This is a genomic window from Campylobacter concisus, from assembly GCF_902460705.1.
Lineage (GTDB): Bacteria > Campylobacterota > Campylobacteria > Campylobacterales > Campylobacteraceae > Campylobacter_A > Campylobacter_A concisus_Z.
Genome location: NZ_CABPUP010000001.1, coordinates 178,104 through 194,703 on the forward strand (window position 1 = coordinate 178,104; position 16,600 = coordinate 194,703).

Genomic DNA, 16,600 nt, shown 5'->3' on the forward strand with positions numbered 1-16,600 from the left:
ATGTATGTTTTGTTTGAAGGCATTGACGGCGTTGGCAAGAGCACGCAGATAGAAATTTTAGCTTCTAAATTTAGCGATGCCATCGTCACAAAAGAGCCAGGTGGCACGCAGCTTGGTGAAAATTTACGAGAAATTTTACTAAGCTCGAGCATAAAAATCGGCAAAAGGGCTGAAATTTTAATCTTTTTGGCTGACAGAGCTGAGCATTTTGAAAAGCTGGTCGCTCCAAATTTAAGTAGGCTTATTTTAAGCGATAGAGGCTTTATCTCAGGCATCGCCTACGCTTTGGCAAATGATGAAAACTTAGATGAAAGCGTGCTTTTAGAGCTTAATAAGTTTGCACTAAATGATAAATTTGCAGACAAGATCATCTTTTTTGAAGCAAGTGCTGAGCTAATAAGCTCGCGCTTAAAAGCAAGAGGTACAAGCGATAAGATCGAAGCTCGCGGACTAGAGTATCTTTTAAAAGTGCAAAGCCTGATGAAACAAATTCTTATTAAAAATGGCTTTGAAACGCTTTTTATAGACGCATCTAAAAGCATAGAGCTAATTTCAAAAGAGATAGAAAATTTTATAAATTTTAAGTAAAATCACAAAAAATAAAAAAAGGATAATGCGATGATAACGGCACTTCGTGGCATGAAAGATATGCTTCCAGCTCGCGCAAAACTTTACGCACAGATAATCAAAACCTGCGAGGAAGTCGCAAAAAACTACGGATATGAGCAAATTTTGACCCCGCACCTCGAGGAGACGGCACTTTTTAAAAGAAGTGTCGGCGAGAGCAGTGACATCGTGGGCAAAGAGATGTATCAGTTTGAAGACAAAGGTGGCAACGACGTTTGCTTGCGCCCTGAGGGCACAGCTGGCGTGGTTAGAGCATTTATCGAGGCAAAACTTGACAGAGCAAATGTGACAAAACGCTGCTTTTATCACGGCTCGATGTTTCGCTACGAGCGTCCACAAAAAGGCCGTTTAAGAGAGTTTCACCAGTTTGGCTGTGAGTGCTTTGGCGAGGGCAGCGTCTATGAGGATGCGAGCATTATCTTGATGGTGAGTGAAATTTTTAATAGACTAAATATCAAAACAACCCTAAAAATCAACTCGCTTGGCGACGAGAGCTCGATGAAGTCTTACAAAGCAAAGCTTGTTAGATTTCTAGATAAAAACGATGATAAAATTTGCGAGGACTGCAAAAGACGCAAGCTTTTAAACCCTATCCGCGTGCTTGACTGCAAGATTGAGAGCTGCCAAGAAATTTATAAAAATGCCCCAGTTATCACTGATAGCTTAAGCGATGAGGCGCAAGCTGACTTTGTAAAGCTGCAAGAAATTTTAACGGCAAATGGCGTTAAATTTGAGATAGACACTAAGCTCGTTCGTGGGCTAGACTACTACTGCAAGACGGCGTTTGAGTTTATCAGCAATGAGATCGGCTCACAAAGTGCAGTCGCAGGCGGAGGCAGATACGACAGGCTTGTTGAGTATCTTGGCGGTAAAGCAAGTTACGGCGTTGGCTTTGCGATGGGTGTTGAGAGGATAATAGAAATTTTAGGTCAGGCCGAGGATGAGCGAGATGGAGTTTATCTTTGCACGCTTGATGCGGCGAATGTTGATTTTATCTATAATCTTGGCTCAAAACTTCGCAAAAAATATCAGGTTGAAATTTCTTATGATGCCAAAAAACTTCAAAAACATCTACAAAATGCCGACAATAAAAATGCGAAATTTTTCCTTTGTGTAGGCGAAAATGAGATGAAAGAGAATAAAATCTGGTATAAAAATTTAGAAACCAAAGATGAAAAAACGATAAATTTAGATGAGCTTGAAAAGGAGCTGGGATGAATGATTTTGGACTTAGCATTTGGGGCAATTCAAATTTTGTTATAGAAGATGGCAAAGTCTGTATAAATGCAGCCAGCAAACCAGCGATCATTGACATCGTAAAAGAGATAAGAGACGATGGATATAGAGGGCCACTACTGCTTCGCTTTCCGCACCTTATCCAAAAGCAGATCGAGCAGATCCACGCAAGCTTTGCAAAAGCAAAGAAAGAATTTGCTTACAAAGGCAGCTTTAATGCCGTTTTCCCGCTCAAAGTCAATCAATATCCAGGCTTTGTAAAAAACCTAGTGCGTCTTGGCAAGCCCTACAACTACGGCCTTGAGGCTGGTAGCAAGGCTGAGCTACTTTTAACTATGGCTTACAATAACGAAAAAGCTCCAATAACCGTAAATGGCTTTAAAGATAAAGAGATGATAAATATAGGCTTCATCGCCGCTGAAATGGGGCACAACATCACGCTAACGATCGAGGGCTTAAACGAGCTTGAAGCGATAATCGCCATCGCAAAAGAGCGCTTCAAACCAAAACCAAAGATCGGACTTAGGGTGAGACTGCACTCGACAGGATCGGGACTCTGGGCAAAAAGTGGTGGCATACACTCTAAATTTGGACTAACATCAACCGAACTGATAGAAGCTGTAAAGATGTTAAAAAAGGCAAATTTACTTGAAAATTTCACAATGATACACTTCCACATCGGCTCTCAAATAAGCGAGATCCATCCGCTCAAAAAGGCTCTCATCGAGGCTGGCAATATCTACGCTGAGCTTAGAAAAATGGGCGCTTCAAATTTAAAAGCGATAAATTTAGGTGGCGGTCTTGCGATAGAATACTCGCAGTTTAAAGAAGAAAGTAGCAGAAACTACACATTAAACGAATATGCAAACGACGTTGTTTATATGCTTAAAACCATAAGCGAGCAAAAAAAAGAGATCGAACCAGATATCTTTATAGAGTCAGGCCGCTTTATCGCCGCCTCGCACGCGCTTTTAGTCGCCCCTGTGCTTGAGCTATTTTCTCAAGAGTACACCGAAGAGAAGCTAAATTTAAAGAAAAATAATCCAAATTTGATAACCGAGCTAGTCGATCTTTACAAGTCAATAAAGCCTTCAAATGCCCTAGAGTACCTGCACGACGCCATCCACCACACAGAGAGTGTGCTAACACTTTTTGATCTAGGCTATGTCGATCTGCAAGATAGATCAAACGCCGAGGTGCTTTTAAAACTCATCAGCAAAAAGGCTGTCGTGATGCTTGGCAACAAGAGCAACTCAAGCGGCGACCTGGCCAAAATCCAAAAAGAGGTGCAAGAGCGCTACTTACTAAATTTCTCTATATTTCAAAGCTTGCCAGACTTTTGGGGACTAAAGCAAAATTTCCCTATCATGCCGCTTGACAGGCTCGATGAGCGCCCTACTTTGCCAGCTTCGATTTGGGATATCACCTGCGATAGTGACGGCGAGATCAGCTATGATGATGAGAAAAACCCACTACTTTTGCACGACGTGGATGTGGAGAAGGAGGATTATTTCTTGGGATTTTTCCTAGTTGGCGCATATCAAGAGGTAATCGGCATGAAACATAACCTCTTTACCCATCCGACAGAGGCTACGATAGAGCTTTCAAATGATGGCTACAAGATCACAAATTTACTAGAGAGCCAGTCGATCCTTGATATCATGGAGGATATGGACTATGATATCTACGAGATCCAAGACACTCTAAACGAGCGCTTAGAAAAATCAACTCTGATAAACGAAACGCAAAAGAAGCAAATTTTGGGCGAACTTTATCTATTTTTAAATGATAATAGCTACCTAAAAACAATCAATTAAAAAGGAAAACAATGCAACTAGCAAATAGAATGCAAACATTAAGCGAGTCAATAACGATCGCCATCAGCACAAAAGCCAAAGAGATGAAGGCTGCTGGTATCGACGTGATCTCGCTTTCAGCTGGTGAGCCTGACTTTATGACTCCAAAAAAGATAAGAGAAACTGTAAAAAACGCGCTTGATAACGACAATAAAAGCGGCAAATACACGCCAGTGCCAGGTTTGCCAGAGGTTATAGAGGCCATTAGAGTAAAGCTAAAAAGAGATAATGGGCTTGATTACAAAGCAAATCAAATTGTCACAAACATCGGTGCAAAACACTCACTTTTTAACGTATTTCAAGCGCTAATCAACCCAGGCGACGAGGTCATCATCCCTTCTCCATACTGGGTGAGCTACCCTGAGATCGTTAAATTTTGTGGCGGTGTGCCTGTCTTTATCGAGGCAAATGAGAGTACAAATTTTAAAATCACAGCCGAGCAGCTAAAAAAAGCGATCACACCAAAAACAAAAGTCTTTTCGCTAAATCACCCGACAAATCCAACTGGAGCTGTATATACAAAAGAGGAGATCGCAGCATTTGGCGAGGTTTTAAAGGGCACTGATATCATCGTTACAAGTGATGAAATTTATGAAAAAGTAATCTACGGCAAAGAATTTCACGCAGTAGCCTCAGTAAGCGAAGATCTTTTCAAAAGAACAGTCACGATAAATGGCCTAAGCAAATGCGGAGCGATGCCTGGCTGGAGATTTGGCTACATAGCAAGCTCGATGGACTGGCTCATCGCTGGCATCAAAAAGCTTCAAAGCCAAAGCACAAGTAACATCAGCTCGATCGTGCAAATCGGCGCTATCCCGTCGCTTCTTGGCGAAACAGATGAAGATATCGAAAATATGAGAAAAGAGTATGAAAAAAGACGCGATGTGGCTGTAAAAATGATAAACGAGATCCCGGGACTAAGCGTTGTAGCACCTGATGGCGCGTTTTATCTATTTGTAAAATGCAAAGATGTAGATAGCGACTCACTTAGATTTTGCAAAAAGATGCTTGAAGAGGCAAATATAGCAACCGTACCAGGTGTGGGCTTTGGCATGGAGGGATACTTTAGAATTTCTTTTGCGACAGACATCGAGAGTATAAAAAAAGCGATCGAGAGGATCGCAAATTTTGTAAAAAGCTACAAAATTTAATGATCAAATTTAGAGTAAATGGCAAAATTTTCGAGCTTGAAAACGATATAAATGTTTATAAATTTTTAGCTCAAAATGGCTATGAGCTTAAATTTATAGCCCTTGAGCGAGACGGAGAAATTTTGCCAAAAAAGCTTTGGTATGAGAGCTTTATGAGTGAGGGCAAAGCTTATGAGATCGTCACTTTAGTTGGTGGCGGATGAGGAGAAAATGATAGAGATAATACTAAATGGCACAAAATTTAAGGTGTCAGCAAAAAGCCTTAGCGAGCTAAAAGAGCTTGCGCTTGGTGATAAAGAGAGTGAAATTTATAAATTTTTAGAGAAATTTAATGCAACCGAGCCAGATATTTTTATCGTTGATGGCTTTGCTATAAAAGAAGATAGTGAGCTAAAAGATGGCTCAAATGTCGTATTTATAAGGCGTGGCGTTATGCCTGAGCGTGAAGTTTTACGCTCGATGATCGCTTCAAGAAACAGCCCTGAGCTAAATTTAGCCCTAAGTAAAGCCGTGATCGGCGTGGCTGGACTTGGTGGTCTTGGCTCAAATATCGCGCTAAGCCTTGCAAGAGTTGGCGTAAAAAAGCTAGTGCTTGCCGACTTTGACGTCGTTGAGCCAAGCAATCTAAACCGCCAGCAGTATTTCGTCCGCCACATCGGTATGAAAAAGACGCAGGCGCTTAAAGAGCTGATAAATGACGTCAATCCCTTTGTCGAGGTCGAAACTCACGATATATTTTTAGATGAAAAAAATGTGGCTAGCGTCTTTGGTGAGTGTGAAATTTTATGTGAAGCCTTTGACAATGTCGCTGGCAAGGCGATGATACTAAACGAAGCTGGCGCAAGCCTAAAAGAGAAAAAGATCATCGGTGCCTCTGGCATGGCAGGATACTTTAGCTCAAATCTCATAAAAACCATAAAATTTGCCAAAAATGTCTATCTTTGCGGCGACCTCACAAATGAGGCGAAGATCGGTCAAGGGCTCATGGCGCCACGCGTCGCAGTCTGCGCAAATCACGAGGCAAATTTAGCCATTAGACTACTTATGGGCTTGGAGGCGTAAGTGCAAAGTGATAGTTTGATCCTTGGCGGCAAGGAGTTTCAAAGCCGTTTTATCCTTGGCTCTGGCAAGTATTCGCACGAGCTCATCGACTCAGCCATAAACGAGGCTGGCGCGCAGATCCTAACCCTTGCTCTTAGGCGCATAAACGAGAGCAAAGAGCGAAATATACTCGACTTTATCCCAAAAGATGTGACACTTTTGCCAAACACAAGTGGCGCTAGGAACGCCAAAGAGGCCGTTCGCATCGCCCAGCTAGCACGTGAGCTTGGGTGCGGCGAGCTTGTTAAGATAGAGATCATCACCGACTCTAAATTTCTCTTTCCAGACAACGCTGAAACGATAAAAGCGTGCGAAGCTTTGGCAAATGACGGCTTTGTGCCGATGCCTTATATGTTTCCGGATCTAAACGCTGCAAGGGCGATGCTAAGTGCGGGAGCAAGCTGCATAATGCCTCTAGCTGCGCCTATTGGCTCAAACCAAGGGTTAGTTTTTAAAGATATCATTGAGATTTTGATAAACGAGCTTGACACGCAGATCATAGTTGATGCTGGCATCGGTAGGCCCTCACAAGCATGCGAAGCGATGGAGATGGGGGCAGCTGCGATCATGGCAAACACAGCCATCGCCTCATCTAAAAATATCCCGCTCATGGCAAGAGCCTTCAAAGAGGCTATCATCGCCGGTCGAAACGCCTATCTAGCAGGGCTTGGCGGAAAGAGCAAAAGCGCAAATGCCTCATCGCCGCTCACTGGATTCTTAGACTGATGAAATTTACAAGAACTGACCACATGCAGCTGCTGCCTCACATGCAGGATATTGGCAGCGACATTATGGATGAGATTTTAAAAGAGCGAGCAAGCTATAAGCCTGAAATTTACAGCGAGGCTGACGTAAAAGCAGCTCTTAATGCAAAGCACTGCTCGCTTGAAAATTTAAAAGCCCTACTCTCGCCTACTGCAGCGCCATTTTTAGAGCAAATTGCCCAGCTCGCCCAAGCAAAGACAAGGGCAAATTTTGGCTCAAACATCACGCTTTTTACTCCGCTTTACATAGCAAACTACTGCGACAATCTCTGCGTTTATTGCGGCTTTAACGCTAAAAATAAAATAAAAAGGGCAAAGCTAAGCGACGAGGAGATCACAAGGGAGCTAAGAGAAATTTCAAAGAGCGGCCTGGAGGAGATTTTGATCCTAACTGGCGAGAGCGAGACTAATTCAAGTGTCGCTTACATCGCAAATGCCTGTGCTTTGGCAAAGAAATTTTTTAAAGTCGTTGGGGTTGAAATTTACCCGCTAAATTCAGACGGCTACACTCTGCTTTACAAAAGCGGCGTGGACTACGTGACCGTCTTTCAAGAGACCTATAATCCTACAAAATATGAGAGAATCCACCTTGGCGGTAATAAAAGAATCTTCCCATACCGCTTAAATGCGCAAGAGCGAGCGCTTCTTGGAGGCATGAGAGGGGTTGGTTTTGCCGCACTTCTTGGTATAGATGACTTTAGACTTGATGCCTTTGCTACGGCACTTCACGCAAGCTTAGTTCAGAAAAAGTATCCACACGCTGAGATCGCATTTTCATGCCCAAGGCTTCGCCCTATCATAAACAACGACCGCATCAATCCGCGTGATGTGGGCGAGCGCGAGCTTTTACAAGTGATCTGCACTTATAGAATTTTCATGCCAACAGCCAGCATAACCATTTCAACCAGAGAAAAGGCAAAATTTCGCGACAACGCCGTAAAGATCGCCGCAAATAAGATAAGCGCTGGCGTAAAAGTAAGCATCGGCGCTCATGGCGAAGAGAAAAAGGGCGACGAGCAGTTTGAGATAAACGACGACAGAAGCGTGGATGAGATAAAAGCAATGATAAAAGCAAACGGCTTAGAGCCCTTGATGAGCGAGTATGTCTATGTTTAAAATTCTCTGCGTGGCCGACTTTGAAAGCTATGAGGGCGATGACTTTTTAAAGAGGATTCAGCTACTTTGCAAGGCTGGCGTGGATGAAATCTTGCTTCGTGCAAAGGGGCTAAGCGAGGCTAATTTTTACGATCTTGCTAGGGTTGTGGCTCAAATTTGTGAAAACTACCGCAAGAATTTTATCATTAATCAATTTTTTGACGTATCTTGCAGGCTAAAAAGCGATTTTTGGCTCACTTCGGCGCAGCTTGAGTTTTTTAAAAATCACGGCGTTTTTTTAGAAGAATTTAGAAAAACAGCTAAAATTTACGCACCGGCTCACGACATAGAACAGGCTAAAATTTCAGCCTCTATCGCTGACGTACTAGTCGCTTCACATATATTTGCCACCTCTTGCAAGCCAAATTTAGAGCCAAAAGGGGTAAGTTTTATAAGCGAGCTAAAAAGCTTTAATAAAGAAATTTACGCACTTGGCGGACTAGATGGCGGTAACTACAAAGAGGCTATAAAAGCAGGTGCTAGCGGAATCTGCTTCATGAGCTTAGCTATGATCGGCGATATGGAGCTTGTAAAAAAGATAGCAGAGAGCAAAAACGGCTAAATTTAGTATAAATTACATAAAATAATACGTAAAATTTTACTCATTTTTACTAGCGATATATGTTTTTATATCAAATATAAGTAGCGTCACAAGCGATGGCAGCATATAGGAGTTTAGCACTAAAAGCAGCGACTTTGTCAAATTTGACTTTATTAAAGTCTCTATGTCAAGGCTGCTGTTGTAGTTAAAAAAATATAGCAAGGCAAACTCGCCAACAAGAACTATGCGAGAGATCTTTAGCAAGATGTCATTTCCCAGTCTTGCAAATTTATCATCAACCACAAGCGACAAAGTGATCCAGCCAAGCAGCCAAATTGAGCAGGCTAAAGCATAAACAGTAATGCTTTCATCAAATTTTTCAAGTAGTAAAAATACCAAAGGTTGCAAAAATACAAGGCTAGCGATAAACCAAAGAAGTGAGCTAAAGGCTAGCAGGCAAACACAGCCAAAGATAGAAATGGCAGAGATAAAGCCAAAAACCTCTAACCCAAGATAGTAGGCCAGCGCATAGGATAAAAAAGAAAAAACAAGCCAAATTTTAATAACAAGTCGCCACCTATTTGCAAAGGCAGTAGCTTTTAAATTTAGGCTATCTGTCAAACCCATTTACGAGATTTTCTTTTGTTTTGGGCGGAAAACTTTCATCACATTTTCGTCAGTCTCAATAAATGCCCCCTCGATCAAGTCAATGCAGTATGGCACCGCTGGAAATACCGGCTCCAAGCACTCTTTTATCGCTTTTGGCTGACCTGGTAAATTTATGATGAGCGCGTGCCCTCTGATGCCTGCTGTTTGGCGCGATAGGATCGCTGTTGGGACGTATTGCAGGCTTGCGGCTCTCATTAGCTCACCAAAGCCTGGCATCATCTTCTCGCAAACCGCCTCAGTAGCCTCTGGCGTAACGTCTCTCACCGCTGGTCCTGTACCGCCAGTAGTTAGCACAAGGTCGCAGCCAAGCACGTCTACCATGTGCACAAGCCTCTCTTTTATCAGCTCAAACTCATCTGGTATAACCTCGTAAAAGTACTCACGCTCGCTCACTATCCAGCTATCAAGCACCTCTTTGATCGCTGGACCTGATTTGTCCTCGTATGTGCCTTCGCTTGCACGGTCAGAAAGGGTTAATATGCCTATTTTTGCTTTCACTTTTTCTCCTTTAGTAGTTTTCATTTAAAATTTTTGCCAGCGTCTCTTTATCTACGCTCTCGTATGCTAGCAGATATGAGCTTATCTTTGCGATTTGCTCATTTGTGCCTTTTAAAAAGGACGTGATCTCCTCTTTTGCTTGCTTTAAAATTTCTTCTACATCGTTTGGATTTGGCACGAAAGAGCTTCCCATGCCATATTCATAAACCATCTTTGAAGCGATCTCTTTGGCTAAATTTAGGTCATTGCTCGAGTTTGAAAAGATGTCATTTTCATCTATCTCAAGCTTGCACATGCCAGCGATGAGCACCTTGATACGAGATATCATCTGCGACTTTGACTCGATCTCTTGCTCTGTGGCCATAAACCTATCTTCTATAAGAGAAATTTTTTCAAATTTCACATCAAACCAGTAAGCGCTTAGTGCCTTTGCTCCTTGATAAATGGCTTGAATTTTCTTCTCGTTTTCGCTATAGCTTAGCACCTTTTTTTTGCCGAGCAAGACCTTGTTTAAAACAGCCTCAAAGTCTCTCATTTTAAGCACGCTCTCGCCGTTTCTTAGGGCATTTATCGCAGCTTCATTTACAAGCGTGCTAAGTGCCGCACCTGAAAAGCCAACGCTCATTTTGGCGATATCCTCAGCCACCACTTCGCAGTTTTTATCTTTTAGATATGTGTTTAAGATCGCTACTCTGTCGTTAAAATCGGGCATAGAAAGAAAAATTCTCCTATCAAAACGCCCTGATCTAAGTAGTGCCTCATCGATCATCTCGATCCTATTTGTGGCAGCTATGACGATGACGCCCGAGTTATCTTCAAAGCCGTCCATCTCGGTTAGCAGCTGATTTAGCGTGGCTTCTCGCTCGTCGTTTCTAGTCCCACCCCTGCTCTTACCAACGGCGTCTATCTCGTCGATAAAGATGATTGAGGGCGCATAGGACTTGGCTCTACTAAAAAGCTCTCGCACTCTTTTTGCACCCATACCAACATAAATTTGAACAAAGCTTGCACCATTTTGATAAAAAAATGGCACATTTGCCTCACCAGCAACTGCCTTTGCCACAAGCGTCTTACCAACGCCTGGAGGGCCGATCATTAGTACACCTTTTGGCATTTTGATACCAAAATTTCTATATTTTTGTGGATTTTTTAGAAAATCAACTATCTCGCTAAGCTCGCTTTTGACCTCACTAATACCAGCTACATCGCTAAATCTCACATTTGAGATGACTGGCATCGTGTTTTGATTTAGCACGCTTTCTATCTCAAATGCGCCCTCTTTTTTGCTAAGCAAGCTCTCCTCTTTTTTCCTGATACTTCTAAAGATATAAGCGTACCAAAACACGAAGCAGACAAAGATGATAAATCCCCAGATCATGCCAGGAGTGATGTATTGCTTAGTCTTTTCAACAGGTACTTTTTTAATAAGTTCTTTTAGATCGATACCCTCTTTTATGATTGAAAAACGATTGTTTTGTGCATAAAGCACGACTTCATCGTCATCGATTACAGCGCGGTCTATAAAATTTCCATCCATTAGTTGCATATATTGCGAATATGTGATATTTCGTGGTTCTTTACTAACGGCAAATAACAGCACGCTGATTAATGCGACAGCTGCGATTATTAGGATATTTTTCTTATTAAATTTAAATTTTTGCATAATTGGCATCTGGCTTAACTTCATATTCGCTTACCTCCACCCACTCTTTTGTTATGTCTTTTTGGCTTAAAATTTTAGCTTTGTTGTAAAACTGATCAAAGCCCTCGTAAAACTCACCATTTTTTTGCTCGACTAAAATTTTTAAAGCTTCGTTATGTTTTTTTCTAAAATTTTCATTATTTTGCAAAGCTATGCCTTGTAAAATTTTTAGCCTACTTTTTGCCACATCACCGCTAACATCGCTTTTTAGCGTAGCTGAGTGCGTATCACGCCTTGGAGAATAGACAAAAGCATGCAGATGTGTGATAGGAAATTTTTTAAAATTTTCCACCGCCTCTTCCCAAATTTCCTCACTCTCGCCTGGATGACCCACGATGTAGTCCGTGCCAAGGGCAAAGCCAAGTGAGCTTAGCTCATTAAAAAGCTCCAAATCACTAAATGCGTTATTTCGTCTTCGCATGATCTTTAACATCGCCTGACTCGTATGCTGAAGTGCGATGTGCAGATGACGCTCCAGCCACTCTTCTTTTAAAATTTCTCTAAAGCTCTCATCTATCTGGCTTGGCTCAATGCTTCCAAGCCTAATGCGTCTAATGCCAGAAATTTTACCTAAGTTTGCCAAAAGCTTACCAAGAGAGCTATTTGTATCTTTGCCGTAACTGCCTATATTTGTGCCAGTTAGTACGAGCTCATTATAGCCGTTTTGGGCTAAAATTCTTGCCTCTTTTAATATCATAGCCTCATCCATGCTTCTAGCCTTGCCGCGAACCGAAGGGATGATGCAGTAGCTGCAGCTAAAGTTGCAGCCTTCTTGAATTTTTATAAAAGCCTTTGTGTGATTTTCATAATTTGTAACTATATTTTTATCAACTGAGTTTAAATTCCCAAGCTCAAAAAATGGCTTTTCTTGCTTTAAAAGTTCATTTAGATCGCTCTTTTTACTAGCTCCAAGTACGCCAAATATACCGCTATTAAATAGCTCTTTGCCCTTACTAACCGCGCCACATCCAGTCAGCACCACCTTTGCCCCGCGCCTTTTTACACCGTTTATGTAGTTTCTGACGCCGCTATCGGCAGAATTTGTGACTGTGCAAGAGTTTATCACGACAATATCAGCAGCATCTTCATCATTTGTGATCTCGTAGTCTTTGATGTAGCTTTTTAAAAGCTCGGTATCATAGATATTTGTACGACACCCAAATGTTTTAAAAAATATCTTTTGCATTAAGAATTTTCGCTCTCTTGCTCACCGTGTGCGGTATGATCGCTTGGATTTTCTTTTTTACCTACAAACATGGTTTGCGTTGGATAAGCGATCTTTATATCATCTTGAGCCAAAAAAGCCTCGATGATCTCAGCACTTATCGTGCTTCTAAGTGCCAACGTGGCATAGGAATTTGACATAAACCAGCATGAGATATTTATGCCATAAGGCTCAAAAAACGTATAAATTCTTGGCTCAACATTTGGATTTTTGATGCTGTATTGACTTCTTAGTTTATTCATCTGGCGTTTTGCGATATCGGTATAGCCTTTTGAGTATTTCTTGACAACATTTCTCGCTAGATAGACAGCCTTTTTATGGTTACTATCAAAGCTTATCATGATATCTATACCGTCCCAAACGGTCTTCATGCCATAGTGAGCATAGTTTGCGATTAGGTCTGTAAAAATATAGTTATTTGGTACAAAGATGATCCTACCTGCACGGCGGTTTGTTTTATAGGTTGAGTAGCTAACATCCTCAAAAACAGTTAAGCGAAGTAGCGAAATATCAATGACGTCGCCTACAAATTCGCTCCCATCATGAAATACCCTAATCCTATCACCAACATGTATAGAGCCACCAAACATAATAACCATCCAGCCAAGCATACTCATAAACATATCTTTCATCGCAATGGCGATACCAGCCGAAGCAAAACCTAGCACGGTTACTAGATATGTGACATTTTCGATGTATGAAAAAAGTAAGATTATGATGATAACGGTGATATTTAAAACGTTTAAAAATTTATTGACCGTGTAAAATCTCTCATTATCAGTAATCGTTCTTTTAACGATAAATTTAGCGATAAATGTTAGTCCGATCGTCAAAAGAATGATGATAGCTGTATAGCCCATGCTTAAAAACTGAGCTTTTATATCAGAGGTTGTTAAATTTATAGCCTCATCAGCCCTTTTTTCATAGACATTATAAGTAGTATCAGCGATCTGTTTTGCCGCTTTAAAGTCACCTATTTCTTGTTTTACCAAGTTTAGGCTTTCTCTATTTTGCTCATTTTCTTCTATCAAATTTAGTCTATTTAGTAAATTTTCTTTTGTTTCAAGCTTTTCCAAAAGCGTATCAAGCTCTTTTATATGCCTTTGATACTCGATCTTATCACTCTTTATCTTTTTGATATACGAAAAGCCAGATATAAGTGCAACAGGACTTGTTATCCTTGGTGGAGTATCCATTTCAGGAGCTGCTAACATATTTGAAAATGGCGTTTTTTCATACTCTTTTAGTAAATTTATCTGCTCTTTTAGAGTTTGGATTCTCTTTATGATATCGCTACCTCTTCTTGAGCTTTTGTCCAGTTTCTTTAGTTCATTTTCATTTTTTTCAAGCTCATCAATAAGCCTTTGATAAGTGTTATAGTTAGCATATCTTGTGATCCAGATATTGTTTTTTAGGGAGTTATCTAGATTTGAAATATCTTTTACAAGCTCGTTATTTTGTAAATTTTGTGAGCCATTTTGCTCAAGCGTAACGTTTTCTTCAGCATAAAGGGCAAAGCAAAAAAGTAGTAAAGCTATGATCTTTTTCATTTAAATTCTCTTAAAATTTTTAAAACATCTTCTTTTTTGATGTCATTTTTTATGATCGCACTGCCGATTTTATCTGCAATGATGAAATTTATCTTATCATCTTTTGTCTTTTTATCCATAAAGAATGCCTCGTAAAATGCATATTCATTTTCTATTTTGTAGCTTACTGGAAGGCCAAATTTTACCAAAACCTGCCTGATCTCTTCGGCATCTACCTCGCTCATGAGACCTAGTTTTACGCTTAGGCGATTTGCCATATTCATACCTATTGCCACCGCTTCGCCGTGTAAAAATTCTTTGTAATTTGTCTCATTTTCTATAACGTGAGCAAAGGTATGGCCGTAGTTTAGGATGGCTCTTAGCCCCCTTTCCTTCTCATCTTGTTCAACCACTTTTGCTTTTAAATTTATAGACTTTTCAACCAGCTTAGCTAAATTTTCATCGTCCAAATTTATGCTCTTTAGCCAATCAAACATCTCTTTGTCAAAGGTTATTGCCATTTTTAAAGCCTCAGCCACACCAGCTGCAAATTCTCTCTTTGGCAATGTCCTTAAAAAATTTATCTCACAAAAAACCGCCTTTGGCTGATAAAAAGAGCCTATTAAATTTTTACCAAATTTATTATTTACACCGGTCTTTCCGCCCACACTCGCATCGACTTGCGCTAGAAGCGTAGTTGGGATATTTATGAAATTTATCCCTCTTTCATAGATGCTTGCCGCAAAGCCAGTCATATCGCTTATGACGCCACCACCAAAGGCGATTAGCGTAGATGAGCGATCAAATTTGCTCACAAAAAGCTGCTCTAAAATTTGCTCTAACGTCTTTAAATTTTTATACTCTTCGCCGTCAGGCACACTTATGATAAATTTCTCATCACACTTCAAAACACTAAGTAGCTTTTCAAGATGAAGCCCCGCTACTTTGGCGTTTGTAACGATGCCAACCTTGCCTTTTAGCTCTAGTCTTTCAAGCTCGTTTATATAAATTTTATAGCTTGATGCTTTTTCTTTAAGATTTAAATTTATCTGCATTTTTACTCACTTACTGGCACAAAAAGCTGTGCATTTTGGCTTAGTTTTTTATAAAGCCTATTTAAATTTGTCGATAAAAAGGCAAATGCCCCACCGTTTGCCACGCTTTTGCTAAACATCACAAAATGGAGCAAATCTTTTGTATTTTTTAGTTTTACAAGCGGATTTTTTAGATTGTGATTTTCTATCTTTATGCGTTTAGAAAATAGCGCGCTAATACTCTCAAAATGCTCTCTTAGCGCTTCATCTTCGCTATGCTTATTATCAAAATAGTAAAATTTCATCTCCAAATCAAGCTGTGCACAGCAGTCTGTTATCACGGCTGATTGATTCTCCACCTCTTGACTTTGATCACCTAGTATAACGCCCTCTTTTATATTTGAGAGCAAAATTTTGCCTGTTTTTAGCACTGGAAGTTTTAGCTCATAAAATAGCTTTTTAAATTTAAAAAAGTATTTATCGTCGCTTAAGATTAGGCCAATATCGTGCTTTAAAACGTCATATTTTATAGATTTGTTATCACTATTAAAATAATCCATCAAAACGATGATATTTTTCTCTTTTATCGCTTTTAAAGTATCTAAATTTTCACCTAAAGTTGGATTTATCACTCTAAAAAAAAGGCGTTTATTATTTAGCTTTGAATGCAAATACAAGCTATCCTTTATGAGCTTGCTAACACGTTCTTTATCCATTGAGATCATGTCGATCAGCACATAGATATTGCTACCAAATGGACTTGGAAACTGTCCACTTTCACGCTTAATCGAGCGGTAAACATTTTGAAGCACATTTGGATCACCAACGATTAGTAATATATCGCTTGGCTGTATCATTACATTTGGCTTTGGCAAGATTATCTCGCTACCTCGATATATGAGGGCTATTCGCCACTTTTTTTGAGCTACTGAGCTAATGTGACGATACATATAAGAGCTACCTATTGGCACCTTAACTTCCATGATCTCACCCTCACTAAGCCCAATATTATCAGCTAAAACCGGCAGATCTGGTAAATAGTCCATAAGCCTTGATGCTGCAATATCTCTGATATCAACCACGCTTAAGTGTTTATCACTAGCAAATGTTTCTTTACATTTTTCATCAAGCTCCCACGAGTTCATAAAAACAGCCTCGGTCTTTGTGCTGATCTGTCTTAAATTTTCATAAACTGCAATCGCCTCATTTTTATCATCGCAAACTATACAAAACTGACTAAAATAGCCATCGCTCACGCTTTTTAGCTTTGAGAGGCTAGTTGGGTCAAACTGGTAAAATGTAAAATTTTCATAATTTGATTTTTGGCTGTAATCTTCGCTTGAAACAACGATATAGTGATGTAAATTTGATTTTGTTTCAAGTAGTCTATTTAAAAAATTTCTTGCAAAAGTTCCATCTGCGATTATTAAAATTTTCTTCATCAATTCTCCGTATTTTAAAGCTCACATTATAACAAAAGGTCTTTAAAATAAGCTATTTTGGCTATAAATT

At 40.2% G+C, this 16,600-nt stretch carries 16 protein-coding genes; 9 read left to right on the top strand and 7 right to left on the bottom strand.

What is annotated here, in order from left to right; all coding sequences use genetic code 11:
* The 9 genes from tmk to F3G75_RS00875 are packed head-to-tail and all read left to right on the top strand — an operon-like array spanning position 1 to position 8,452.
* On the top strand, positions 1-588 hold the full coding sequence (gene tmk, locus F3G75_RS00835; protein ID WP_149716210.1) for a dTMP kinase: 588 nt from the start codon (positions 1-3) through the stop codon (positions 586-588).
* Positions 589-618: 30 nt separating this feature from the next.
* The gene (gene hisS / locus F3G75_RS00840; protein ID WP_149716211.1) at positions 619-1,845 is read left to right on the top strand and encodes a histidine--tRNA ligase; all 1,227 of its coding nucleotides are present in this window, start codon (positions 619-621) and stop codon (positions 1,843-1,845) included.
* On the top strand, positions 1,842-3,680 hold the full coding sequence (gene speA, locus F3G75_RS00845; RefSeq protein ID WP_149716212.1) for a biosynthetic arginine decarboxylase: 1,839 nt from the start codon (positions 1,842-1,844) through the stop codon (positions 3,678-3,680). The genes hisS and speA overlap by 4 nt, the downstream gene beginning before the upstream one ends.
* A gap of 11 nt (positions 3,681-3,691) precedes the next feature.
* Complete coding sequence (locus F3G75_RS00850) at positions 3,692-4,870, top strand: pyridoxal phosphate-dependent aminotransferase (protein ID WP_149716213.1); 1,179 nt, start codon at positions 3,692-3,694, stop codon at positions 4,868-4,870.
* A complete protein-coding gene (gene thiS, locus F3G75_RS00855) occupies positions 4,870-5,073 on the top strand; it encodes a sulfur carrier protein ThiS (RefSeq protein ID WP_149716214.1) in 204 nt (67 codons plus the stop codon). The genes F3G75_RS00850 and thiS overlap by 1 nt, the downstream gene beginning before the upstream one ends.
* A gap of 7 nt (positions 5,074-5,080) precedes the next feature.
* The gene (gene thiF / locus F3G75_RS00860) at positions 5,081-5,932 is read left to right on the top strand and encodes a sulfur carrier protein ThiS adenylyltransferase ThiF (protein WP_149716215.1); all 852 of its coding nucleotides are present in this window, start codon (positions 5,081-5,083) and stop codon (positions 5,930-5,932) included.
* Positions 5,933-6,697: a thiazole synthase gene (locus F3G75_RS00865; protein WP_149716216.1), complete on the top strand. Its 765-nt coding sequence runs from the start codon at positions 5,933-5,935 to the stop codon at positions 6,695-6,697. It abuts the gene before it with no gap.
* Positions 6,697-7,851, top strand: coding sequence for a 2-iminoacetate synthase ThiH (thiH, locus tag F3G75_RS00870; protein ID WP_149716217.1), 1,155 nt, complete (start codon positions 6,697-6,699; stop codon positions 7,849-7,851). The genes F3G75_RS00865 and thiH overlap by 1 nt, the downstream gene beginning before the upstream one ends.
* A complete protein-coding gene (locus F3G75_RS00875; RefSeq protein WP_149716218.1) occupies positions 7,844-8,452 on the top strand; it encodes a thiamine phosphate synthase in 609 nt (202 codons plus the stop codon). Before thiH ends, F3G75_RS00875 begins: the two co-directional genes overlap by 8 nt.
* Positions 8,453-8,488: 36 nt before the next feature.
* Here F3G75_RS00875 and F3G75_RS00880 read toward each other — a convergent pair whose 3' ends face one another.
* Genes F3G75_RS00880 through F3G75_RS00910 form a run of 7 tightly spaced genes read right to left on the bottom strand, consistent with a single transcriptional unit; the run spans position 8,489 to position 16,530 of the window.
* Positions 8,489-9,058 (bottom strand): nitrogen fixation protein NifR, encoded by a 570-nt coding sequence (locus tag F3G75_RS00880; protein WP_107770385.1) that lies wholly within the window; start codon positions 9,056-9,058, stop codon positions 8,489-8,491.
* Complete coding sequence (gene mog / locus F3G75_RS00885) at positions 9,059-9,598, bottom strand: molybdopterin adenylyltransferase (protein ID WP_103641077.1); 540 nt, start codon at positions 9,596-9,598, stop codon at positions 9,059-9,061.
* A gap of 10 nt (positions 9,599-9,608) precedes the next feature.
* A complete protein-coding gene (locus F3G75_RS00890) occupies positions 9,609-11,261 on the bottom strand; it encodes an ATP-dependent metallopeptidase FtsH/Yme1/Tma family protein (protein ID WP_149716629.1) in 1,653 nt (550 codons plus the stop codon).
* Positions 11,248-12,486, bottom strand: coding sequence for a tRNA (N(6)-L-threonylcarbamoyladenosine(37)-C(2))-methylthiotransferase MtaB (gene mtaB, locus F3G75_RS00895; protein WP_149716219.1), 1,239 nt, complete (start codon positions 12,484-12,486; stop codon positions 11,248-11,250). The genes F3G75_RS00890 and mtaB overlap by 14 nt, the downstream gene beginning before the upstream one ends.
* Positions 12,486-14,075 carry a mechanosensitive ion channel domain-containing protein gene (locus F3G75_RS00900; RefSeq protein WP_149716220.1) on the bottom strand — a complete coding sequence of 530 codons (1,590 nt, stop codon included), beginning with the start codon at positions 14,073-14,075 and terminating at the stop codon, positions 12,486-12,488. Before F3G75_RS00900 ends, mtaB begins: the two co-directional genes overlap by 1 nt.
* On the bottom strand, positions 14,072-15,109 hold the full coding sequence (aroB, locus tag F3G75_RS00905; protein ID WP_149716221.1) for a 3-dehydroquinate synthase: 1,038 nt from the start codon (positions 15,107-15,109) through the stop codon (positions 14,072-14,074). Before aroB ends, F3G75_RS00900 begins: the two co-directional genes overlap by 4 nt.
* A 2-nt stretch (positions 15,110-15,111) precedes the next feature.
* Positions 15,112-16,530 (bottom strand): COG3400 family protein, encoded by a 1,419-nt coding sequence (locus F3G75_RS00910; protein WP_149716222.1) that lies wholly within the window; start codon positions 16,528-16,530, stop codon positions 15,112-15,114.
* Positions 16,531-16,600 lie beyond the last annotated feature (70 nt).